Origin of the sequence: Blastomonas fulva (genome assembly GCF_003431825.1) — a bacterium.
Classification (GTDB): Bacteria; Pseudomonadota; Alphaproteobacteria; order Sphingomonadales; family Sphingomonadaceae; genus Blastomonas; species Blastomonas fulva.
This window is the reverse complement of sequence record NZ_CP020083.1, coordinates 874,723-894,840: the sequence shown is the minus strand read 5'-3', so window position 1 is coordinate 894,840 and position 20,118 is coordinate 874,723. Positions and strand designations below refer to the sequence as shown.

Here is a 20,118-nt window from a genome sequence, read left to right as displayed (position 1 = left end):
CCTTTAAGTCCCCACCAAATACAGTCCGCGGCCATACGCTTTCAGCCAGCTGTCGGCGTCCTTGCGGTCGCCTTCGAAGAGGTGGTCGAGCCAGGCGTAAAAGTCCGCGCTGTGGTTCATGTGTTTCAAATGCGCAACCTCGTGCGCGACGACCGAGCGGCGAACCTCGTCGGGCGCCATCACCAGCCGCCAGTTGATGCGGATCGTGCCGTTAGCCGAGCAGCTGCCCCAGCGGCGCGCGGCGTTGCTGATCGCAAGCGACGGGGCAGGGACGCCCGCGCGGGCGCAGTAATCGGCGAGGTCCGCAGCGCACAGGCGCTTGGCCTCGGCCTTGAGCCAGCGGGTGAGGCGGGTGTCGATCAGGTCCGCTGCGCCGCCCAGCCGGATCGTGCCATCGGCGATGCTTACCCTGCGGCCATGGCGTGCATCCCAGTCGATTCGGTGCTCTGTGCCGCGATAGGGGATCAGCGCCCCCGGTTCGATCGCGACATGCGCGCCGGCCTTGGCGAAGCTCGCCTCGATCCAGTCGGCCTGCGCGCGGGCAAAGGCGATCGCCTCGCCCAGCCGGGCATGGCCGGGCAGCGTGATCAGCAGCGCGCCCCTGGCGGGATCGGTGCGGAGCCGGATGTTGTGCGCACGCGCATGACGGCGGATGACCAGCGCATACTCGCGTTCGCCGATCGTCAGCCGCCCGGGCGCCTCGGGCGATGCGGGCGCAGGCTTGCGGGCAAACAACCGCGCGATCGGGGCCGCCATCCTGCGGGTCGCGCTCACAGCTCCGTCTCGATGATGTGGTTCTCTATCGGCCCGGCGTGCACTTCCGAGATGACCTTGCCGACCACCGAATGCCCGCCAGCATGCATTGCGGCCTGGCTGCCGGTCAGCAGATGGTGCCAGTCGGGCAGCGGCAGGCCCTGCGCGCGCAGATTGTAGGCGCAGGTCGAGGGCAGCCAGCTGATTGATCCGACATTGCCGCGCGTCAGCCTCAGGCAATCGGGCACCAGCGCGCGGCGGTGGCGGTAATCGGAGCAGCGCGCGGTGCGGGTGTCGAGCAGGCGGCAAGCGACGTTGGTGGGGTGGATGCGGCCCGTGTCCTCATCCTCCACCTTGTGCAGGCAGCACTTGCCGCAGCCATCGCACAAGGCTTCCCATTGTGCGCGGTCGAGGCTCGCCAGCGGTTGTTCCCAAAAGGGCGCGTCGTTTTGGGAGGTCTGGCGGCCAGCCGCCATCAGGCCGTCCATTTGTCGATTTCGGCAGCGATCTGCTCGGGGCTGCCGTCATAGGGAAGCAGCGCGATCGGCTCGCCCTTGGGCCCCATCAGATACGCCTGGCGGCTGTGATCGACCAGATAGCCCTTGGCATCGGCACCGACTGGCTTTTGCGCCTTGTACATCACCAGATACGCATCGGCGACGCTCTTGATCTGCGCGGGCGTGCCCGTGAGCCCGATCAGCCGCGGATGGAACGCGCCGACATATTGCTTGAGCACCGCGGGCGTGTCGCGCTCGGGGTCGATGGTGATGAACAGCGGCTGGATCTTCGCCGCGCGCTCGGGCTGCTGCTTTTCGAACAGCGCAAAGCCCGCCGCGATCTTCTGCAGGTCGACCGGGCAGACATCGGGGCAATAGCTGTAGCCGAAATAGACGATGCGGTGCTGGCCGGCAAAATCGGTATCCTTGACCGTCTTGCCATCCTGATTGGTCAGCGTGAAGGCGCCGCCGATGCGTGCGCCTTCCAGCGGCGCCTCGGGCTTGGGCGCTGCGCCCGAACAGCCGCCAAGCGCGGCGGACAGGGCAAGCGCGATGGCGATTGCGGGGATGAGGGCGGGAGCGAGGTTGGGGGTTTTGTTCATGACAGGTTTGTCTGTGCTCTGCTATGCAGCCGCTTTCAAGGGGGCTTGGCGGTCCGTGGGTCCATTGGCCGCATCCCCGGCGCAAGTTTTCAAGGACGATGCAACCTGTGACAGCCCGATACAATAGCCTTTCCCGCCTGTGGATCGCCGCCCTCGCGGCGCTGGCCCTGCTGGTACCGGCCGCGGCCAGCGCCCAGTTTTCCGACAGCTACAATTTCCTCAAGGCAGTGCGCGACCGTGATGGCGACAAGGCCACCAAGGCGCTCAACGATCCGGGCAGCACCGTCGTCAACACCAAGGACCTGAGCACCGGCGAGACCGCGCTGCATATTGTCACCGCGCGGCGCGACCTCACTTGGATGGGCTTTCTACTGCAGCGCGGCGCCAACCCCAATGCGCGCGACAAGAACGGCGTGACCCCGCTGATGGTGGCGACCACGCTGCGCTTTGTCGACGGCGCCGAAACGCTGCTCAGCCGCAAGGCCAAGGTGGATGACCCCAACAATTCGGGCGAGACCGCGCTGATCCGCGCGGTGCAATTGCGCGATCTGGCGATGGTGCGGCTGCTGCTCAAGAATGGCGCCAACCCTGACAAGCAGGACACGATCGCAGGCCAATCGGCGCGCGATTATGCCAAGGGCGACTTCCGCAACCCGCAAATTCTGGAGGCGATCACCTCCAGCGACAAGGAGCGCAAGCAAGGCGCCGAAACCCCCAAGGTGTTCGGCCCGACGGGGTGATACCGGGGTTCCATTGCCACTGCTTCGGCAGTCACGGCGCAGTATCTGCAGACAGGCAGGGAACATTGTCTGCGGTCCAGTCGATGTCGTAGGTCGCAGGCACCGGCTTTGCGCGTGACGGCGGCATGTCGACGCCCGCCGGATCGTAGAAGACATAGCCCATCGAGTTGTCGAACTTGGCAATGCGGTCGTTGTCGGTGCGCGCCGTCTCGGCATCGATCTCGATCCGTTCGGTGCGTGAACTGCGGATCATCCGGATGGCGCCATCGCCGATACCGAACACGCGATAGTAGTTCCTGCCGAAAATCCGGGTGTCGAAGCCTGATTTGAACGACCAGTGCTTTTCCGACGCGGTCCTGGGCAAACGGACCGTCGTGACATGGCAGGTGTACCCCGGAGAATTGGCGTAGGGCAGGCCCTGGTCCTGTCCGGCGGGTCGGATGCGGCGATCGGGCGGGTTGAAACCGCCGCCGGGCAGGGGTGTCGAACGCGCGCCGTCACCGTCGTTTCTCCAGTCGACCATGCCCTTGCCGCTGATCGTCAGGATGCTGGCCTGCGCCTTGCGATCATAGCGCCACGCGACCTTGTCGATGGACTGCCACGTCTCTCCGACAAGCTGCTGGCTGAGCGCCGCCTGAAGCTGGGCCGGGGCAATCGCGGAATACTGGAAATGCTGCTTGAGGCCATCCAGCCCGCGGGTGATGATCGTGTTGTGTATCTGCGCGGGCGCATCAAACCCCTCGGTTGCGTCGATTTCGTACAGCGAGATTTCCTGTGGACGGTTTGCCGGTTTCCAAGCCAGCGGCTCGATCGAGGCGCCCGCAGTCGTCAGCGGCAGCACCCAGCGATAGGGCAGGAACGGCTGCGTGTCGGCGGCGATCACGTCGGGCAGGGTCCCATCGAGATAAAGCTGCTCGTCGCCGATCGTTGCGCGCACCAGCACATGGTCGAACAGGCCCGGGCTGGGCAGCCGCTGGTCGATGCCGTCATCCAGGCCCGTATTGTTGGCGAGAACCGGTTCAGCCTGAATGCCCAGCTCGTTCAGCAGCGCCAGCAGCAGCGCGGTCTTGCCCTTGCAATCGCCATAGCGGCGCTTCCAGGTATCCTCTGCGGTCGCCGGGGTCAGGTTGCCGCCGTCGAGTCCGACATAGATGTACCGCACGTCCTTCTGCACCAGCCGCAGCGCCGCCTGCGCCCTGTCGCCCGGGCTGGCATGAGCCGCGGCAATGCGCGCCGCCTCCTGGCGGATCGGTGAGTCCGCGGGCAGCTTGGCGGCGGCGGCGTACAGCGGCGCGAAATGTTGCGAGATGGCGTTCCAGTCGGGATAATCGCTGAATTCGAGCACCCGCTGCCACTGGTAGCGCCATGGCGCGTCCTTGATCTCGGTCATGACCGGCGGATCGTCGAAATCGAGTTCGACCCCGCGTTCGGATACCCGCGCCACCGCCTTGAAGTCTTCGGTCATGCTGATCCGGGGCTCCTGCCCGTCGATCCAGCTCAGACCCATGCGATAGCGACCCGATGGCAGGCTGGGCGCCAGCGTCAACAGGCCTGAGGTCGCCGAACCCAGCGTGGGATCGGCGACCGGGATCGTCGTTGCGAACTCGAGCTCGTCGCCCACCCGCAAATCTGCAACCCGCAGGACCGCGGTCAGCACGCCATCGAGGCTGGCGGCTTCGAGCTGATCTTCGCGGCGCAGGATCTCGAAGGTTCCTGACTTCAGCGCGTCGATGACTTCGCCGTCGCGGTGCACCTTGATGGTGTGCACGACGGGCGCGCCGGCCTGCGGATTCCACGAGATGGCCAGATTGCCAAGCTGCAGCGCGTTGGAATGCAGCAGCTTGATCCGGTAGCCCAGATATTGCTGCTGCCCCTTGGTGTCGAGGTGCAACCACACATCCTGGCGGCGAACGAAAACGGCACCGGCAGCGTCTTCGGGAACCGCGGCGAGCTCGGACTGACGGACCCAGTCGGGTTCGGGACCACGCTTGACCTGATCCTTTTGCGCCAGCGCCGGCTGAGCCGCAGCCAGCAGAACACAACCGACAAAAACCGAATTACGCACAGCTGCTCCATCGTTGCCCGGCCGTATAAGAAGCCACAGTGCGATCGATTACAAGTCGATAGAGCGTTCTGTCAGACGGTGTCGCCCGAAGGCGACATCCCGTTGGTTCATGCGTGCGCGGTTGCGCATGCCGATAGTGAACGGTCTGCGCGTTTTAGTTCGATCATTGCCCCGAATTGAAGGTAAATAGCCGTCGCTAAAACTCCGGGAACCGATCGAACTTCGGAAGGTCGTGCGCAGTCTTCATCCAGCCGATCGCGTCCGCCATCTGGATGTGCGCCATCGCCGGAAAAGCTTCCGGGTCATCGAATGTCGCGGTCTGGATGTCGACCAGCCCGGGCAGCACGGTTTCGTTGATATAGAACAGGCCGGTGCCGCACTGTGGGCAGAAGCTACGCTCGGCAAGCTCGGACGACCGGTAGACCGCAGGCGTGCCCTGCAACACCGTAAAGGTCGAGCTGGCCACTGCGGTCCATCCGACCGCAGGCGCGCCCGCGCAGCGGCGGCAATCCGCGCAATGGCACAGGGCGGTGCGGGGCGATGGCTCGGTGTCGCCCGCGCTATCGACCGCAAAGCGCACAGCGCCGCAATGGCATCCGCCTTCCGCGCGGCTCATGCCGAAGCGCCTTCGCTCACGGCCGCCTTGGCCGCCTCGATCAGCGCATTGTCGACCGCCTTGGCGCGCTGATAGGCCGGGCGGGCCCGCAGCCGGTCGGCATAAGCGGCAAACGCAGGCAGAGCAGGCAGCGTGCCAAAGGCCTGGCCCCAGTCGACCTGCGCCCCGACATAGACATCCGCCGCGGTGAAGCGCTCGCCGCAGATGTAATCGCGGTCTTCCAGCCAGTCTGCCAGCGTGTCCGCCGCCAGCTGATAGGTGCCGTAACCCAGCATCGCCTGCTTGTCCTCGGGACTTTCCCAGCCCATCGAATGGTTGATGATCGCCTGTTCGAGCGGACCGGCGCCAAAGAACATCCAGCGATAATAATCGGCGCGTTCGTCCGGCAGCGGGGCGAGCCCTGCTTCGGGAAAGGCCTCTGCCAGATACGCACAGATCGCGGCGCACTCGGTGACGACCTTGCCATTATGGACGATCGCGGGAACCTTGCCCATCGGGTTGATGGCGCGATACGCCGCACCCTTCATCTGAGGCCCGTATTCGACGATGTGCTGCTCGTACGCCGCCCCTGCTTCCTCAAGCATCCACCGCGCGATCTGTCCGCGCGACCATGGGTTGGTATAGAAAATCAGGCTGCTCATCGTTCATCCCCTTGTTCCGAATCGGCTACAGGTGGAACATAGCACGAACAAAGAGCCGCGCCAATCGGTCAGCAGCCATCCCCGGTGACCGCGCCGAGCAGGCCGCCCAGCCCGCCCTTGCATTTCTTCTTCTTGCGCGGCTGCTCGGCTTCCTCGCCGCCGCGCATCATCGCATCCATGTCCGGGCCGTTGAGCAGCCAGGTCGAGTTGGAACGATAGCGCACCCGCGCTGTCCATTCGGGTTTCCACGGTGTTTTGGCATTGGCCGGACGCGGCGGATAGGCAAAGTTCGCTTCCGGGCCATAGGCATAGAGATTGCCCAGCGAGAAATCTCCGCCTGCTGCGGTGACCTCGGCCGGTACAGTGCAATTGGTCTGCGATGGCGGCATCACCACCTGCTGCTGGATGAGCTTTGCCACCTGCGCCGGGGCGATCCAGTCCCACAAGGCCCCGCCGAACTGCCGCGAGGCCGAGGACGACCACCACACCATGTCCTGGAACTCGCCCTTGTTGTTGGCCTTGGCGCTCATCACCCAGGCGTAATAGCCGGTCGCGCTGGTGACCGAGTTCCAGCTGATCTGGGTCGCCCCGCCCGCGATCGGGCTGGCCTTGCCGGTGATCGCGGGCATGAAGTCCTGCGCCAGCGCGAACTTGATCTCGGGCGCATAATTGCCCGCGATTCGGTGTTCGCCCAGTAGCGAGCTGTCCGCGCTCACCAGCTTGCGCGTGTCGGCATTGGGCCATTCGCCAAAGGTCTTCGAATTGCCCGGGCTGACCGACCGATCAATCGGCATCGCGCCTGCGAACAGGTCGGGCGGCACCTGGCCTGCGGACAGCCTGGCGAAATCGATCACCACCGGCTGGCCCGGTCCTGCCTTGGCGCCGCAGCCCCAGTAGATCAGCAGCCGCCCCTTGGGACGCTGGAAATCCTTAGGAAGATCTTGCGGAACATCGTCGGTGCGGGTGCCGGGCTTGGGGCTGAGCAGCGGCACCGATGCGCCAAGCTTGGCGACGGGCGGCATGAAGTGATCCGCCTTGGGTGCGCCCGCAGCAGGGGCGCGGGAAGACCCGAGCCGCAGGATCAGCTCGTGCATCTGCTTGTTGCCGCCGCCGCCGAACATCATCGACAGGCCGGCCCCCATGCCGCTGCCCATCGCGGCGAGCCCGGTGACGGTGCCGACATCCATATCGTAGCGGGCAATGGGACTGGCCGCCTGCTGGCTGCTGACCGGGCTCGCGACCAGCGCGGCGATGGTGGCTGCAGAAAGACACAGCGCGGCTTTGCGAAACGTGAAACTGGGCATGGACAGACTCCCGAAACATGGAGGGACATGCAGGCGACTCGCCTGATAGCATTGTCCTGTAATTTCAGGGAGTCCTCCTTGCTGTGAGTCAGATCATCCAGTGGCGGGGGTGTTGTCGCTTTTTGCGTTTCCGGGAGATGCTGCGAGGCTCGCCGGGCCTGTCTCGGCGGCCGGATTCTGCTTGGCCAGCTTGTTGATGATGTCCGGAACGAAACGCTCGGCAAATCCTGAAACAAAGGCAAGCGCCACCATCTTGTAGAACTGTGCCGTGTCATGCATCCCGAGCGATAGGGTCACCCGCTCAACCCAGGTGCGACAGGCGTCCTTCGAATCCTTGCATATGGCGGCTCCGGTCGGGTTGTTTCCTTCCCTCTCGGTTTGCGGAGCGAGGCTGGCTTCGCTAGTGGGCGCAGGGTCTCCGGACGCTGCGGGTTGGGAGTCGGAGGCACCCTCCGCCGACGAGGCATCGGAGCCGCTATCCACCACGCCATTGGCTGTCTGATCGCTCGCGCTTCCGATGCGGTCGCTTGCTGACTTTCCTTCCGTTGCCAGCTCGTCGCTGCCACCGGTGCCGGTGGGCGTATCGGGCGCGCTGAAATCGGGCAAAAGCGCCTCCAGCAGATTGGCGGCTGCCAGAATATACAGAAACAGTGCGAACACTCCGCCGATGCCGATGGAGCTCAGCACGCTGACCCAACCGATCCTGAGACCGATAAGCTCGAAAATGCCATCCTCGACCATCGCATCGCGCGATGTCGCCTTTTGCAACCGCTGGAGAATAGAGATCATCGCGCCGAGCATGCCGGCCGCGATGATCGCAACCAGCCCGTGCTGCGCCATCTCGGCTTCCAACGAAATGAAAATGGTGCCCAGCAGCATGACCAGAACCGCCGATGCCCCCACAATGACCATCAGGCGGCGGATCGAGTTTTCGCGCGCCAAGTTGATCAGGTAATTGGCGTGGATCACATCGAGCAGATTGCGCGCGCGCTGGCGCAGCACTTCGTCCGGCAGCGCATCGATCCATCCGGGAGCAAAGCTTGCCTCGTAGGAGGCGATGACGCTGGTCGGCACGACCCGCCGGAACCGGTCTTCGATCGTCCAGAACCGCGCTTGCAGCGCGGTCTTGGGCACCAGCCAGACCAGCGCCAGCTCGATCTTGAACAGCTGCCCGAGCGTCGGGTTGTTCCCCTGCAGTGGATCGAGCGCGGCAAACTCGGTTTTCAGGTCCGCCAGCATCGCCCGCTTCATAGCGTTGCTTTCGCTCAAGTCTGCTCCGTCTGCAATTTCGGCGTCTTCGGCTTTCCAGGCATAGCCTTCGAAATTGTCGCGCATCGATTCATAATAGATGCGCGAGATATACTGTTCTTCTTGCAACAGACGCATGGCGGCTCTCCCCGGGCTTCAGGAAGTATTAGGCCTTGGTTCTCATGCCCTGCGCCAGTTCAAGCGGGACCAAATCGGAGCGACTGAAGGCGAAGCACCATCCATTCCGGATCATTTGCCGCCGAACAGCTGCCTTCCCGCCAGATCGAGCATGATCTCCTCCGATCCGCCGCCGATCGCGTTGACCCGGACCTCGCGGTAGATGCGCTCGACCTTGGAACCGGTAATGTAGCTCGCCCCGCCCAGCACCTGCGCCGCCTCGCGCGCGACGATCTCGAGCATCTGCGTCGCCTGCACTTTCAGCATCGCGAAATCCGCCGGTTGATCGCGACCATTTTCCACCGCCCACGCGCATTGATCGACCCACGCCTGGGTGGCGGCGATGCGTCGCGCCATGTCGGCAAGCTTGATGCGGATCGACTGGTGCTTGACCAGCGCCTTGCCGAAGGTTTCGCGGGTCTGCGCCCATTCCACCGCTTCCTTGAGACACACCCGCGCATAGGCGCAGCAGCCCATCGCCATGCCCAGTCGCTCGCTGTTGAAATTGCGCATGATGCCGATGAAGCCGCCGTTCTCTGGGCCGATCAGGTTCTCGGCAGGCACGTGCACGTCCTGCAGATAGATCGCCGCAGTGTCCGAACAGCGCCAGCCCATCTTGTCGAGCCGGGTACGGGTGACGCCGGGCGCGGTCATGTCGATCAGCAGCAGCGAAATGCCGCCCGCGCCCGCGGCCCCGGTGCGCACCGCGCAGGTCAGCCAGTCGGCGCGCATGCCGGAGGTGATGAACATCTTCGATCCGTTGACGACGTAATGGTCGCCCACCCGTTCGGCGCGGGTCTTGAGGTTGGCGACGTCGGATCCTCCCGAAGGCTCGGTGATGCCGAGCGCAATGATCTTCTCGCCCGCCAGCACCGGCGGCGCGATCCGCTGCTTGAGCTCCTCGCTGCCCAGCGCCAGCACCGGGGGCAGGCCGATGCCATGGGTCATCAGCGATGCGGTCAATCCGCCCGCACCCACCGCGGCCAGCTCCTCGGTCTGGGTCATCGAGTGGAAGATGTCGAAGCCCTCGCTGTGGCCGCCATAGGTTTCCGGGTAGCGCAGACCCAGGATACCGGCTTCGGCGGCCTTGCGATGCAGGTCGCGCGGCAGCTCGCCGTCGGCCTCCCACTGGTCGATATGCGGCGCGATCTCGCGCTCGACAAAGCGGCGCACCGATTGCGCCAGCGCCTCGTGGCTGTCGTCGTAAAAGGGCGAGCGCGCGCGCCAGTCGTCGAAGTCGGTCATCGGGCATCCTCTTGTGGTCTTTGCCCCAAGGGCTGGGGCGCCGTTACCGGTTTGTCAATTCTCCCGTGTTATTGCGCTATGCGGATGGCTGAACCGTCCTATGAGGGGGCATGATGCAGCAGGACCAGACCGCGCCCGATACGGCACACACGTTGAGCGGACGTTTCCTCGATGCGGCGCTCGAACACCGCTTCGTCACCGGCGAGCGTACTGCGCGCGTGGTGCACATGCGGCTGTTTGCGGGCTTTCTTGCTGCGATGCTGGTCGGCTATGCGCTGGTCAATCCGCTATATTTCAGCCGCCAGGACGAGCTGCGCTTCACATTGATGCTGGTGCCCGCGCTGGTGATCCTGGCAGGCTATGCCGCCGCGACCGCATGGCGCGGCTATGCCAGCCGCCCGATGATCGATTTTGCCAGCCTGCTCGGCGTTGCCTTCCTGATCATGGCGGAAAACGCGCTGCTGTTCGAAGAAATGCAGCGCGCGCAGGTGCAGTTGCACGCGTCGATCGCGATCAACGGGCTGATCGTGATGGCCTTTGCCGCCATTGCCTTTGCCGGGCAGATGCGCTGGTTCGCCGCCTGGCTCGGTTGCCATGCCGTGGTCTATTTCGGCATCATGCTGGTGACCGAGGCAGACATGATCCCGTTCATCTATGCAACGCTCGCGTATGGCACCAGCGCGGCGGTGATGGTGCTGCTCAACTGGTCGGTGGGGCAGGCGCACCGGCAGACCTTCCTGCTCTCCGACGCATTGGAGGCCGAGCGCGCCAAGACCGAGGAACTGCTGTTCAACGTGCTGCCGCCTGCGGTCGCGGCGCGGCTGAAGGCGGGGCAGGTGGTCGCCGACAGCTATCCCGATGTCTCGGTGGTGTTCATCGACATCTGCGGCTTTTCCGATCTGTCGCGGCGCATCTCGCCGGGGCATCTGGTCGATCTGCTCAATGGCTTCTTCCTGCTCGCGGACAAATGCGCCGCCGATACCGGGGTGGAGAAGGTCAAGACCATCGGGGATGCGTATCTCGCGATCAGCGGCGGCAACAACCCGTCGCACAACAGCGCCGATGCCGCGATCCGCTTCGGCGAGGCGGTGATCGCGGGGCTGCCCGATTTGCGCGCGGCCACCGGCATCGATCTGCATATCCGGGTCGGCATCCACACAGGTCCCGTGGTGGGCGGCGTGATCGGCGAAACGCGCATGGCCTATGATTACTGGGGCGAGACGATGAACATCGCCAGCCGGATCGAGGGCGCCGCCAACCCGGACGGCATCGCGGTTTCCGAAACCACCTGGATGCGCGGCCGCGGCGACCGGCATTTCGAGCTGCCGCAGATGCTGACCCTCAAGGGCGTCGGCGAGATGCCGGTCTATCGGCTGGCGGAAAAGCCCAGCGCGGAGATCATCCGGCTGGTGGGATGATGTCCTCGCTGTGCGTGCTTACCGCAAAGACGGCAGCGGCGACAGGATGTGGCGCGGCCATTACGACAATTGGCAGCCTCCCAAAAGCTGGCTAACAAGGCGTTATGCCAACCTTCATCATCTTCCTGTGTGGCATCGCCAATTTCGCGCTGCACAAGGCGACGATGGAATCGGACCACCCGATGGCACTGCAGATGCGCGCGGCGTTCGGCCGATTCATGGGCGGCTATGGCAGCTATCTGCTCGAATTCCTGATCCTGCTTTCGGCGCTGAGCTTTGCCGCGCTGGGCTACACGATCGCGCTGCCCTCGTATCTGGTCTATACCGGAATGAACGCGCTGGCCGGCTGGGCCATTCTCACCGGCAAGATCTAGGCCCGAAAAGTCATGCGGCGACCGCCTGCGGCACCTGTTCGGATGCCGCGGCCAGCAGCCGCTTTTCCAGCGTCTTCAGCCGTGACTTGCTGTCGATCTTGTCGCCCAGCAGATCGGTGACGTAGAAGGTATCGACTGCGCGCTCGCCATAGGTCGCGACATGCGCCGAGTGGACGATGCACTTGAGGTCGAACAGCGCGAACGCCAGCCGGTTGAGCAGAGCGGGCCGATCGAGCGCGTTGACCTCGATCACTGTGAACCGGTTGGAGGCCTTGTTGTCGACCAGCACCACGGGTGCGATGTTGAACGCCTCGGTGCGTGGGCGCGCGGTGGGCCGGGCGATCAGCCGTGGGGTCAGCGCGACCCGGTTCGCCAGCGCATCGGCGATAGCGTTCTTCAGCCGGGTGATCTGGCTTTCTTCCATGAAAGGCCGACCCAGCGGGTCCTGCACCAGGAAATTGTCCAGCGCCATGCCGTCGCGCCGGGTGTGGATGCGCGCGTCGATGATGTTGCCGCCCGCCAGATGGATTCCGCCGGCGATGCGATAGAACAATCCGGGATGGTCGGCGGCGCTCACCGTCACCAAGGTCGCGCCACGCGCGGGGTAGAATTCGGCCGTGACCGTCAGCGGCTCGGTGTCGTGCTCATCGATCAGCCGCATGTTCTGGACGATGATGTCCTCGGGCTCGGCGATCCAATAGGCGTCGTCCAGCTTGCGCGCGATCTGGGTGAATCGGCCCTCGTCGATGCCCGCCATGCTGCGCACCGCCTCCTGCTTGGCCAGCACCCGCTCGCGCCGTCCATGCTGCTTGTGGCCCAGCCGCAGCAGCTCTTCGGTCGATTCGAACAGATTGCCCAGCAGCTGGCGCTTCCAGCTGTTCCAGATGCCCGGGCCCACCGCGCGGATATCGACCACGGTCAGCACCAGCAGCAGCTTCAACCGTTCGGGGCTCTGCACCATCGCGGCGAAATCGGCGATGGTCTTGTAATCGGTGAGGTCGCGCTTGAAGGCGGTGGCCGACATCAAGAGGTGATAGCGCACCAGCCAGGCGACCTGCTCGGTCTCCGCCTCGGTAAGGCCAAGCCGCGGGCACAGCTTCATCGCCACGTCCGCACCCAGCACGCTGTGGTCGCCGCGTCGGCCCTTGGCGATATCGTGCAGCAGCGTGGCGACGAACAGCACCCGCCGACTGATCAGCTTCTGCATCACGTCATAGGCGAGCGGATGATCGTCCTTGAGCTCGCCCGATTCGATCCGCGCGAGCAGGCCGATCGCACGGATCGAATGCTCGTCCACCGTATAATGGTGGTACATGTCGAACTGCATCTGCGCGACGACGCGGCCGAAATCGGGAACGAAACGACCGAACACCATCGCCTCGTTCATCCAGCGCAGCACCAGTTCGGGATCGCGCGGGCTGCACAGCACATCCATGAACAGCGCGTTGGCGCGGGGGTCTGCACGCACGTGCTTGTCGATCAGGCCTGCGTCCATGCTCGCCTGGCGCATCGCGCTGGGGTGGATCTCGACCTTGTGCTTGTCGGCCAGCTGGAAGATCTCGATCAGCCGCACCGGGTCCTCGCGGTAGAAATCGGGCCGGGGCAGCGCCAGCCGCCCGCGATCGAGGATGAAGCCGGAAAGCTTGCGGGGTCGGCGGCGCAGGATCGCAGGAATGAAGCGCCGGTCACGCGCGGCGAACTGGTCGTCGAGCTGCGCAAGGAACACGCCGGTGAGGTCGCCGACGCGTTTGGCGTTGAGGAAGAAATACTGCATGAACCGCTCGACCGCCGACTTGCCCGGCCGGTCGGCAAAGCGCATGCGGGCGGCCACCTCGCGCTGCAGATCGAAGGTCAGCCGGTCCTCGGCGCGCCCGGTGATGTCGTGCAGATGGCAGCGCACCGCCCAGAGGAAGTTGGCCGAGCGGCGGAAGCCGCGGAACTCGGTCATGGTGAGCAACCCTGCATCGACCAGCTCGGCAGCAGAGCGAACCTGGTGGATGTACTTGCCGATCCAGTAGAGCGTGTGCAGATCGCGCAGACCGCCCTTGCCGTCCTTGACATTGGGCTCGACGACATAGCGGCTGTCGCCCATCTTCTTGTGCCGGGCGTCGCGCTCTTCCAGCTTCTGCGAGACGAAATCGCGCGCGGTGCCGGTGACGACTTCCTTCCAGAAGCGCACCGATGCCTCGCGATAGATATCCTGGTCGCCCCAGACATAGCGGCCTTCGAGCAAGGCGGTGCGGATGGTGAGGTCGCCCTTGGCCTGGCGGACCATCTCGTCGATCGAGCGGCTCGAATGGCCGACCTTGAGCCCCAGGTCCCACAGGATGTAGAGCACCGCCTCGATCGCCTGCTCGGTCCAGCTGTTCTTCTTCATCGGGGTGAGGAAGGCGATGTCGACATCGCTGTGCGGCGCCATCTCGCCGCGGCCATAGCCGCCCACCGCCGCGATGCAGAAATGCTCACCCATGCTCTGGTTGGCGACCGGATATTGATAGCGCACGACATAATCGTGGATCAGCCGGACGATCTGGTCGATCAGGAAGGACTGCGCCGCCGCGCATTCGTGCCCGCCTGCGGGGTTGGCCACCAGCCGGCTGGCGATCTCCGCCCGCCCGTCCGCCAGCGCATCGCGCAGCAGCCCCACCACATCCATCCGCGCCTTGTCGCCACGCTCTTCGGCAAGCGCGCAGATGCGCGCATCGAGCGCGCGCCGATCGATGATCGCGCGCTGGTTGGCGACGGTGGTCACAGGCATGGGCGTTGGCGTAAACGGGGGAAGGGCGGAAATAGGGTCAGCTGCTGGCTCCTGCCTTGGCCATGGCCTGGTACGTCTTGCGCAGGCCGACCTTGTCGATCTTCGCCGTTCCCAATCTGGGGAGTGCATCGGCGGTTTGCCAGAGCTTGGCGGGAACCTTGAACGCGGCCAGCTGGCTCGAGAGGAACTCGGTCAGCTGCGCATCGGTCAGGCTCGCTCCATCGCGCACGACATAGACCGCGCCGACGATCTCGCCGAACCGCTCGTCGGGGATGCCGAAGACGCTGGCTTCGGCGATATCGGGATGGGCATAGATTGCCGCCTCGACCTCGACACAGCTGATGTTCTCGCCGCCGCGGATGATGATGTCCTTCTTGCGGTCGACGATGAACAGATAGCCATCGGCATCCAGATAGCCCAGGTCCCCGGTGCGGAAATAGCCGTCGGGCATGATCGCGGCATTGGTCGCGGCCTGGTTGTCCCAATAGCCCAGGAAATTGGCGATCGAGCGGATCGAGACCTCACCGACTTCGCCGGTGGGCAGCGGATGGCCGGTATCGTCGAGGATCGCAAGATCGACCAGCGGGCGCGAGGCCTGGCCGGTGCTGTCGGGCTTGGCCATGTAGTTCTCGTTGAAGTTGCCGCAGCCGATGCCGTTGGTTTCGGTCAGGCCATAGCCCAGGATCGGGAAGGCCCAGTCCATCGTCTCCTTGATCCGCTTGACGTGCTCGACCGGACGCGGCGCGCCGCCTGCGGCAAAGGTGACGCAGCTCTTGAGGTTGTATTTGTCGCGGTTGGGGTGTTGCGCGATCTCATAGCTCATCAGCGGCACGCCGACGAAATAGCTGATCTTCTCGCGCTCGATCAGCCGCATCGCTTCTTCGGCATCCCATTTGGGCATCAGGACCAGTTTGCGTCCGATGACGAAGCTCTGCAGCAGCACGGGCACCTCGGCAGTGACGTGGAACAGCGGCACGTTGAGCAGCGTGGCGGGCTGGCCTTCGGGAGGCTTGCCCTGGCGGGTGACGATGTTGAGCGCCATCAGCGTCTGCGCGACATAGCTGAAGGTTCCCTGGACCACGCCGCGATGGTCGGAAAAGGCGCCCTTGGACTGGCCGGTCGAGCCCGAGGTGAACAGGATGGTGGCAAGGTCATCGCCGGTCAGTTCGGGCAGTTCGGTCGATGCATCCCCGCCGGCCGCCAGCACCGATGCAAGGCCGGCTTCGGGCGGGCCGTCATGGCCGAAGACGACGACGCGGGCATCGCCGATATTGCCGCATTCGGTGATCCGCTTGGCGCAGCGGTCATCGGCGAGCACGAGCTTGCAGCCGACATCGGTGATCCCGGCACACAGTTCGGGCCCCTGCCACCAGCCGTTGAGCAGCGTCGCGACGCCGCCGGCCATCAAGATGCCCATATAGGCGATGATCCAGTTGGCCGAATTGCGCGCGGCAATGCCGACGCGGTCACCCTTGGCGATGCCATGGCCCGCGATCAGCGCGGCGGCGACATGGCGCGCGGCGGCATAGCTCTGGCCGAAGGTCAGGCGGGTGTCGCCGTCGACCAGAAATTCGGTGTCGGCATGCTGCATGCAGAAATAGGCGAAGAAATGCGACAGCGCGGGCGGGGCCGACGCGATCATGGGCAGCTGCTGGCCGTATTTCTCGAAATGCGTCAAAGGCAGCATGCCGCCTTCGCCGGTCAGCGCCTGGATCGCCTCGTCCATCATCTGGTCCAGCTCGGTTGCCATCAAAATCTCTCCTCTTTCGCTTCAGGCCCACAGCCCTTATGGCGTTTTCTAACCTACTGGCCTTATGGACAGTAAAACCCGTGGGGAAAAGCCTTGATCCTGCCAATTTCAGCGCTTGCCGCCAACATTGCCGCTGCCGTAACGTCCGCTCCGATCCGCTTCGAGGAGCTGGGTCTCTCGCCGGTCGCGCTGAGCATCGGATCGTTCCAGCTCAAATGGTACAGCCTTGCCTATCTGTTCGGCATCCTGCTGGGCTATTGGTACATGGGCCGCATGCTCCGCCAGCCCGGCGCGCCGATGGCGCAGCGTCATGCCGATGACCTGATGCTCTATTCGACGCTGGGTATCATCCTGGGCGGGCGCCTGGGCTATGTCCTGTTCTACCGGCCCGATCTGTTCGAAACCCCGCTTGCGGTGTTCAAGGTTTGGGAGGGCGGCATGTCGTTCCACGGCGGACTGATCGGGGTTCTGGTCGCGATCGGTTATCTCGTCTGGCGCAACGGCCTGAGCTATCTGCGCGTCGGCGATTATGTCGCTTGCGTGGTGCCGTTCGGGCTGCTGTTCGGCAGGCTCGCCAATTTCGTCAACGCAGAGCTCTGGGGCCGCCCCACCGATGTGCCCTGGGCGGTGATCTTCCCCACCGATCCGTCAGGCCTGCCGCGCCACCCCAGCCAGCTCTACGAGGCCGGGCTCGAAGGCGCGCTGCTGGCGATCATCCTGGCGGTGCTGTTCTGGAAGACCGATGTGCGCCATCGCCCCGGCTTCCTGGGCGGCGTGTTCCTGGCAGGCTATGGCGCCAGCCGCTTCATCGTCGAGTATTTCCGCAATCCCGATGCGCATCTGATTGAATTTGCCGAACGCACCGGCATGAGCATGGGCCAGTGGCTCACCGTGCCGATGATCCTTATCGGCCTGTATCTGATGATCAGCTCGCGCAACCGCGTCGCCAAGCCGCTGCCCGTTACGGCGTGACGACGTGGACGCGCGAGAGGACATCGGCCCTGAAGACACCGGTCTTGAGGCGATCTTCCGGCGGCTGATCGGCGCGACCGGGCCGATCAGCGTCGCGCACTACATGGCCGAGGCCAACGCGCATTACTACAACCGCGCCGATCCGCTGGGCAGCGCGGGCGATTTCATCACCGCGCCCGAGATCAGCCAGATGTTCGGCGAGATGATCGGGCTGTGGCTCGCCGACCAGTGGCAGCGCGCGGGCAAGCCTGCGCTGTGCCATTATGTCGAATTCGGCCCCGGTCGCGGCACGCTGGCAAGCGATGCGCTGCGCGTGGCCGAACGCTTCGGTTTCCGCCCGGCGGTGCATCTGATCGAGGGCAGCAGCCGGTTGCGCCATGCGCAGCAGACTTTGATCCCGCAGGCGACCTGGCACGACGGGTTGGACAGCGTGCCGCGCGAAGGGCCGCTGCTGATCGTCGCCAACGAATTTCTCGATGCGCTTCCGGTCCGCCAGATCGTCCGCGCCGAGCAGGGCTGGCGCGAGCGTGTGGTGCTGCACAATGGCGAGCGGTTCCTGCCCGTGGCGGGTGCGCGGCCGATGGACACCGCGGTCCCTGCCGCGCTGGCCGACAGCCCGTTGGGGACGATCCTGGAAACCTGCCCGGCGGCCAGCGGCATGGCCTATGAGATCGCGGTGCGGCTGAAGGCGCAGAGCGGCACCGCACTGTTCATCGATTACGGATACAGCGCGCCGCAGACCGGCAGCACGCTGCAGGCGGTGCGCGCGCACCAGAAGGTCGATCCGTTTGCCGATCCGGGCCTCGCCGATCTCACCGCTCTGGTCGATTTCGCGCAACTCAAGCAGATCGCGCTGGCGGGCGATGTCGATTGCCTGGGGCCGGTTGGGCAGGGCGACTGGCTGATGGCGCTGGGCATCGGCGAGCGCGCAGCGACGCTGGCCCGCACCCAGCCATCGCAGGCGCAGGCTTTGATGGATGCGCTCGACCGGCTGGTTTCGCCTGACCAGATGGGCGCGCTGTTCAAGGTGCTGGCCTATCGCGGCCCCGGCTGGCCGCAGGGCGAAGGGTTTGCCGGATAAGGTTCTGCCAGGTGGTCAGCCGTCAAGGCTGCCCAGCAGATTGCCCACGGTCTGGATCAGCAGCGCAATATCGCCATCGCGCGACAGCCGGTGGTCGCCGTCCTTGATCAGCAACAGCTGCACGTCCTGGCTGCGCAGCTGCTTCTGCGTTTCCAGCGCATATTGCCACGGCACATCGGGGTCGTTCTGCCCCTGGATCAGCCGCACCGGGCAATCGATGGCGATTTCGCCGATCAGCACCCGGTTGCCTTCGCCCGACTGCCAGAAGGTGCGCGTGGTCACCATCGGCTCGGGGCCATATTCGCTGGGTTTTTCAAGCCGTCCCTCGGTGAGGATGGTCATCTTCTCTTCCTGGCTGAAGCCCCACATGGTGAAATCGGGCGCCGCAGCGATGCCGACGATCCCTGCCACCCGCGCCGGCCGTGCCAGCGCAACCAGCAGCGCCAGCCAGCCGCCCATCGAGGAGCCGATCAGCACCACCGGGCCGCTGACCACGGTGTCGATCAGCGCCAGCACATCATCGCGCCAGTCGGCCAGCGACTGGCTCTCGAAGTCCCCGCCGCTCGATCCGCATCCGGCATAATCGAAACGCAGCATCGCCAGCCCCTCGGCCTGCGCCCAGCCATCGAGCGCGAGCGCCTTGGTGCCGGTCATGTCGCTGGCATAGCCGGGCAGGAACACCAAAGTCGGCAGCGCGGCTTTGTCCGGCGCGGCGCGGCGGTGGTGATAAACGAGCCGCGGGCGATCGCCGCGGTCGAGGAAGCTGGTGCTGGGATGGTTCATGCCACCGCCTTAACCGACCCGACCGGGAGAGGCCAGAGGGGTGTCTGGCACCTGCCTCTCCCTTCCCGCAGGCAGGAGGGGAGAGGCGTGGGCCCACAGATCTCGCGCGAGGGCTATAACTGGCGCCCGTCAATCGCGCAGGAAGATCGCCTCGATCGGCAGCTCGAACAGGTCGGCGATGCGGAAGGCCAGCGGCAGCGAGGGGTCGTATTTGCCGGTCTCGATCGCGTTGATGCTCTGACGCGAGATCGCAAGTGCGTCGGCAAGGTCGCCCTGGGTCCAGTCACGCTCGGCGCGCAGCACTTTCAGCCGGTTCTTCATCAGCAGGGCCCCGGATCGCCAAAGCCGAAGCGATTGACCAGCTGGCCCAGTGCCAGCCCGATGCACCAGATCGGGAAGACGAAGAACACCCCCAGCTTGGGCACCTCGGGCGAATAGAGTTCGAGCACACCCCACACGCTGGTGATGGCGAGCGTGGCGCCGGTGGCGACGAGGAACTTGCGCACCTCGAGCATCCGCAGATATTCGTCGTCGAGCTCGATCAGCAGCCGCCCCATCGCCCACAGCCAGCCCAGCGCAGCCATCCCGGGAAGCAGCGCCAGCCCGATGGTCAGCGCGCTCGCCGGGGCGTTGTCGGGCACCAGCGCGGTGGCGAGCGCAATGGCGGCGATATAGGCAATCGTGATCGGGATGATGCGCTTCATGTAGCGGCGCATCGCCGGATGATCGTTGGCGCGCATCGGTCAGGCGGCCTTGCGCCGCACGCAGCAGCCCCTGGCGTTGATCGAGATCACCGCGAGGATCGGCAGCGTGGTGAACAGCGCCTGCGCCGTGCCGTCGGTGATCACGTCAAAGGTGTTCAGCACCGCCAGCCCCATCATGGCAAGCGCCCAGCACAGCGCGTGGAAATAAGCATTCATGGTCAAGCTCCCTTGATTCGATGTAAAGGAACATTGTCTTTTTACAGGGGGAATGTCAAGTGACCTTGATAAAAGGTTTGGGGAGCTTGTCGTCTATGGTCCTTTCCCCTCCCGCAAGCGGTAGGGGTGAGCAGTTGCACCCGCCCTAGTGACTCGCCTGCCAATCCCCGCTAT

General features: G+C 64.8%; 20 protein-coding genes. 5 read left to right on the top strand and 15 right to left on the bottom strand.

Annotated elements, in window-relative coordinates; translation table 11 throughout:
- Window positions 1-3: 3 nt before the first annotated feature.
- The 3 genes from B5J99_RS04275 to B5J99_RS04265 are packed head-to-tail and all read right to left on the bottom strand — an operon-like array spanning window position 4 to window position 1,852.
- Entirely contained in the window at window positions 4-774 is a 771-nt protein-coding gene (locus B5J99_RS04275) for a M48 family metallopeptidase (RefSeq protein ID WP_245991739.1), read from the bottom strand.
- Window positions 771-1,229 carry a YcgN family cysteine cluster protein gene (locus B5J99_RS04270; RefSeq protein ID WP_054135815.1) on the bottom strand — a complete coding sequence of 153 codons (459 nt, stop codon included), beginning with the start codon at window positions 1,227-1,229 and terminating at the stop codon, window positions 771-773. The genes B5J99_RS04275 and B5J99_RS04270 overlap by 4 nt, the downstream gene beginning before the upstream one ends.
- Entirely contained in the window at window positions 1,229-1,852 is a 624-nt protein-coding gene (locus B5J99_RS04265; protein ID WP_117351595.1) for an SCO family protein, read from the bottom strand. The genes B5J99_RS04270 and B5J99_RS04265 overlap by 1 nt, the downstream gene beginning before the upstream one ends.
- Window positions 1,853-1,950: 98 nt before the next feature.
- Between B5J99_RS04265 and B5J99_RS04260 the strand changes: the two genes are divergently transcribed.
- Window positions 1,951-2,592, top strand: coding sequence for an ankyrin repeat domain-containing protein (locus B5J99_RS04260; RefSeq protein WP_117351593.1), 642 nt, complete (start codon window positions 1,951-1,953; stop codon window positions 2,590-2,592).
- A 31-nt stretch (window positions 2,593-2,623) separates the two neighbouring features.
- Here the strand turns inward: B5J99_RS04260 and B5J99_RS04255 are convergent, their stop codons facing one another.
- From B5J99_RS04255 to B5J99_RS04230, 6 genes are all read right to left on the bottom strand, one after another.
- A complete protein-coding gene (locus B5J99_RS04255) occupies window positions 2,624-4,657 on the bottom strand; it encodes a DUF3857 domain-containing protein (protein WP_245991738.1) in 2,034 nt (677 codons plus the stop codon).
- Window positions 4,658-4,853: 196 nt separating this feature from the next.
- Window positions 4,854-5,273 (bottom strand): GFA family protein, encoded by a 420-nt coding sequence (locus tag B5J99_RS04250; protein ID WP_117351592.1) that lies wholly within the window; start codon window positions 5,271-5,273, stop codon window positions 4,854-4,856.
- Window positions 5,270-5,914 (bottom strand): glutathione S-transferase family protein, encoded by a 645-nt coding sequence (locus tag B5J99_RS04245; RefSeq protein WP_117351590.1) that lies wholly within the window; start codon window positions 5,912-5,914, stop codon window positions 5,270-5,272. The genes B5J99_RS04250 and B5J99_RS04245 overlap by 4 nt, the downstream gene beginning before the upstream one ends.
- A gap of 68 nt (window positions 5,915-5,982) precedes the next feature.
- The gene (locus B5J99_RS04240; protein WP_245991737.1) at window positions 5,983-7,218 is read right to left on the bottom strand and encodes a hypothetical protein; all 1,236 of its coding nucleotides are present in this window, start codon (window positions 7,216-7,218) and stop codon (window positions 5,983-5,985) included.
- A gap of 93 nt (window positions 7,219-7,311) precedes the next feature.
- A complete protein-coding gene (locus tag B5J99_RS04235) occupies window positions 7,312-8,604 on the bottom strand; it encodes a hypothetical protein (protein ID WP_117351588.1) in 1,293 nt (430 codons plus the stop codon).
- Window positions 8,605-8,715: 111 nt separating this feature from the next.
- On the bottom strand, window positions 8,716-9,888 hold the full coding sequence (locus B5J99_RS04230; protein ID WP_117351587.1) for an acyl-CoA dehydrogenase family protein: 1,173 nt from the start codon (window positions 9,886-9,888) through the stop codon (window positions 8,716-8,718).
- A 110-nt stretch (window positions 9,889-9,998) separates the two neighbouring features.
- Here B5J99_RS04230 and B5J99_RS04225 point away from each other — a divergent pair, with 110 nt between their 5' ends.
- Both B5J99_RS04225 and B5J99_RS04220 read left to right on the top strand, forming a co-directional pair.
- A complete protein-coding gene (locus B5J99_RS04225) occupies window positions 9,999-11,306 on the top strand; it encodes an adenylate/guanylate cyclase domain-containing protein (RefSeq protein WP_117351585.1) in 1,308 nt (435 codons plus the stop codon).
- Window positions 11,307-11,410: 104 nt separating this feature from the next.
- Entirely contained in the window at window positions 11,411-11,680 is a 270-nt protein-coding gene (locus B5J99_RS04220) for a hypothetical protein (protein ID WP_054135708.1), read from the top strand.
- Between the two features lie 10 nt (window positions 11,681-11,690).
- On the opposite strand, the gene B5J99_RS04215 is transcribed toward B5J99_RS04220, so the two are convergent.
- Together B5J99_RS04215 and B5J99_RS04210 are read right to left on the bottom strand one after the other, a co-directional pair.
- On the bottom strand, window positions 11,691-14,438 hold the full coding sequence (locus B5J99_RS04215) for a [protein-PII] uridylyltransferase (RefSeq protein ID WP_117351583.1): 2,748 nt from the start codon (window positions 14,436-14,438) through the stop codon (window positions 11,691-11,693).
- A gap of 37 nt (window positions 14,439-14,475) precedes the next feature.
- Complete coding sequence (locus tag B5J99_RS04210) at window positions 14,476-16,188, bottom strand: class I adenylate-forming enzyme family protein (RefSeq protein WP_054135706.1); 1,713 nt, start codon at window positions 16,186-16,188, stop codon at window positions 14,476-14,478.
- Window positions 16,189-16,281: 93 nt separating this feature from the next.
- On the opposite strand from B5J99_RS04210, the gene lgt reads away from it, so the two are divergent.
- Window positions 16,282-17,160 carry a prolipoprotein diacylglyceryl transferase gene (gene lgt, locus B5J99_RS04205; protein ID WP_083231464.1) on the top strand — a complete coding sequence of 293 codons (879 nt, stop codon included), beginning with the start codon at window positions 16,282-16,284 and terminating at the stop codon, window positions 17,158-17,160.
- A 4-nt stretch (window positions 17,161-17,164) separates the two neighbouring features.
- The gene (locus tag B5J99_RS04200) at window positions 17,165-18,241 is read left to right on the top strand and encodes a class I SAM-dependent methyltransferase (RefSeq protein WP_117351581.1); all 1,077 of its coding nucleotides are present in this window, start codon (window positions 17,165-17,167) and stop codon (window positions 18,239-18,241) included.
- 15 nt (window positions 18,242-18,256) lie between these two features.
- Here B5J99_RS04200 and B5J99_RS04195 read toward each other — a convergent pair whose 3' ends face one another.
- From B5J99_RS04195 to B5J99_RS19475, 4 genes are all read right to left on the bottom strand, one after another.
- Window positions 18,257-19,024: an alpha/beta hydrolase gene (locus B5J99_RS04195; RefSeq protein ID WP_117351580.1), complete on the bottom strand. Its 768-nt coding sequence runs from the start codon at window positions 19,022-19,024 to the stop codon at window positions 18,257-18,259.
- A gap of 129 nt (window positions 19,025-19,153) precedes the next feature.
- Window positions 19,154-19,345, bottom strand: a complete 192-nt coding sequence (locus B5J99_RS04190) for a helix-turn-helix transcriptional regulator (RefSeq protein ID WP_054135703.1) — start codon at window positions 19,343-19,345, stop codon at window positions 19,154-19,156.
- Window positions 19,345-19,764: a hypothetical protein gene (locus B5J99_RS04185; RefSeq protein ID WP_054135702.1), complete on the bottom strand. Its 420-nt coding sequence runs from the start codon at window positions 19,762-19,764 to the stop codon at window positions 19,345-19,347. Before B5J99_RS04185 ends, B5J99_RS04190 begins: the two co-directional genes overlap by 1 nt.
- Window positions 19,765-19,767: 3 nt before the next feature.
- On the bottom strand, window positions 19,768-19,944 hold the full coding sequence (locus B5J99_RS19475; protein WP_162892446.1) for a hypothetical protein: 177 nt from the start codon (window positions 19,942-19,944) through the stop codon (window positions 19,768-19,770).
- Window positions 19,945-20,118 lie beyond the last annotated feature (174 nt).

Coding starts and splice junctions, on each gene's coding strand:
- B5J99_RS04185 (WP_054135702.1), bottom strand. CDS start 19,764: ATGCGCGCCAACGATCATCCGGCGATGCGCCGCTACATGAAGCGCATC.
- B5J99_RS04215 (WP_117351583.1), bottom strand. CDS start 14,438: ATGCCTGTGACCACCGTCGCCAACCAGCGCGCGATCATCGATCGGCGC.
- B5J99_RS04265 (WP_117351595.1), bottom strand. CDS start 1,852: ATGAACAAAACCCCCAACCTCGCTCCCGCCCTCATCCCCGCAATCGCC.
- B5J99_RS04235 (WP_117351588.1), bottom strand. CDS start 8,604: ATGCGTCTGTTGCAAGAAGAACAGTATATCTCGCGCATCTATTATGAA.
- B5J99_RS19475 (WP_162892446.1), bottom strand. CDS start 19,944: ATGAATGCTTATTTCCACGCGCTGTGCTGGGCGCTTGCCATGATGGGG.
- B5J99_RS04245 (WP_117351590.1), bottom strand. CDS start 5,914: ATGAGCAGCCTGATTTTCTATACCAACCCATGGTCGCGCGGACAGATC.
- B5J99_RS04260 (WP_117351593.1), top strand. CDS start 1,951: ATGCAACCTGTGACAGCCCGATACAATAGCCTTTCCCGCCTGTGGATC.
- B5J99_RS04210 (WP_054135706.1), bottom strand. CDS start 16,188: ATGGCAACCGAGCTGGACCAGATGATGGACGAGGCGATCCAGGCGCTG.
- B5J99_RS04190 (WP_054135703.1), bottom strand. CDS start 19,345: ATGAAGAACCGGCTGAAAGTGCTGCGCGCCGAGCGTGACTGGACCCAG.
- B5J99_RS04220 (WP_054135708.1), top strand. CDS start 11,411: ATGCCAACCTTCATCATCTTCCTGTGTGGCATCGCCAATTTCGCGCTG.
- B5J99_RS04270 (WP_054135815.1), bottom strand. CDS start 1,229: ATGGCGGCTGGCCGCCAGACCTCCCAAAACGACGCGCCCTTTTGGGAA.
- B5J99_RS04250 (WP_117351592.1), bottom strand. CDS start 5,273: ATGAGCCGCGCGGAAGGCGGATGCCATTGCGGCGCTGTGCGCTTTGCG.
- B5J99_RS04230 (WP_117351587.1), bottom strand. CDS start 9,888: ATGACCGACTTCGACGACTGGCGCGCGCGCTCGCCCTTTTACGACGAC.
- B5J99_RS04225 (WP_117351585.1), top strand. CDS start 9,999: ATGATGCAGCAGGACCAGACCGCGCCCGATACGGCACACACGTTGAGC.
- B5J99_RS04240 (WP_245991737.1), bottom strand. CDS start 7,218: ATGCCCAGTTTCACGTTTCGCAAAGCCGCGCTGTGTCTTTCTGCAGCC.
- B5J99_RS04195 (WP_117351580.1), bottom strand. CDS start 19,024: ATGAACCATCCCAGCACCAGCTTCCTCGACCGCGGCGATCGCCCGCGG.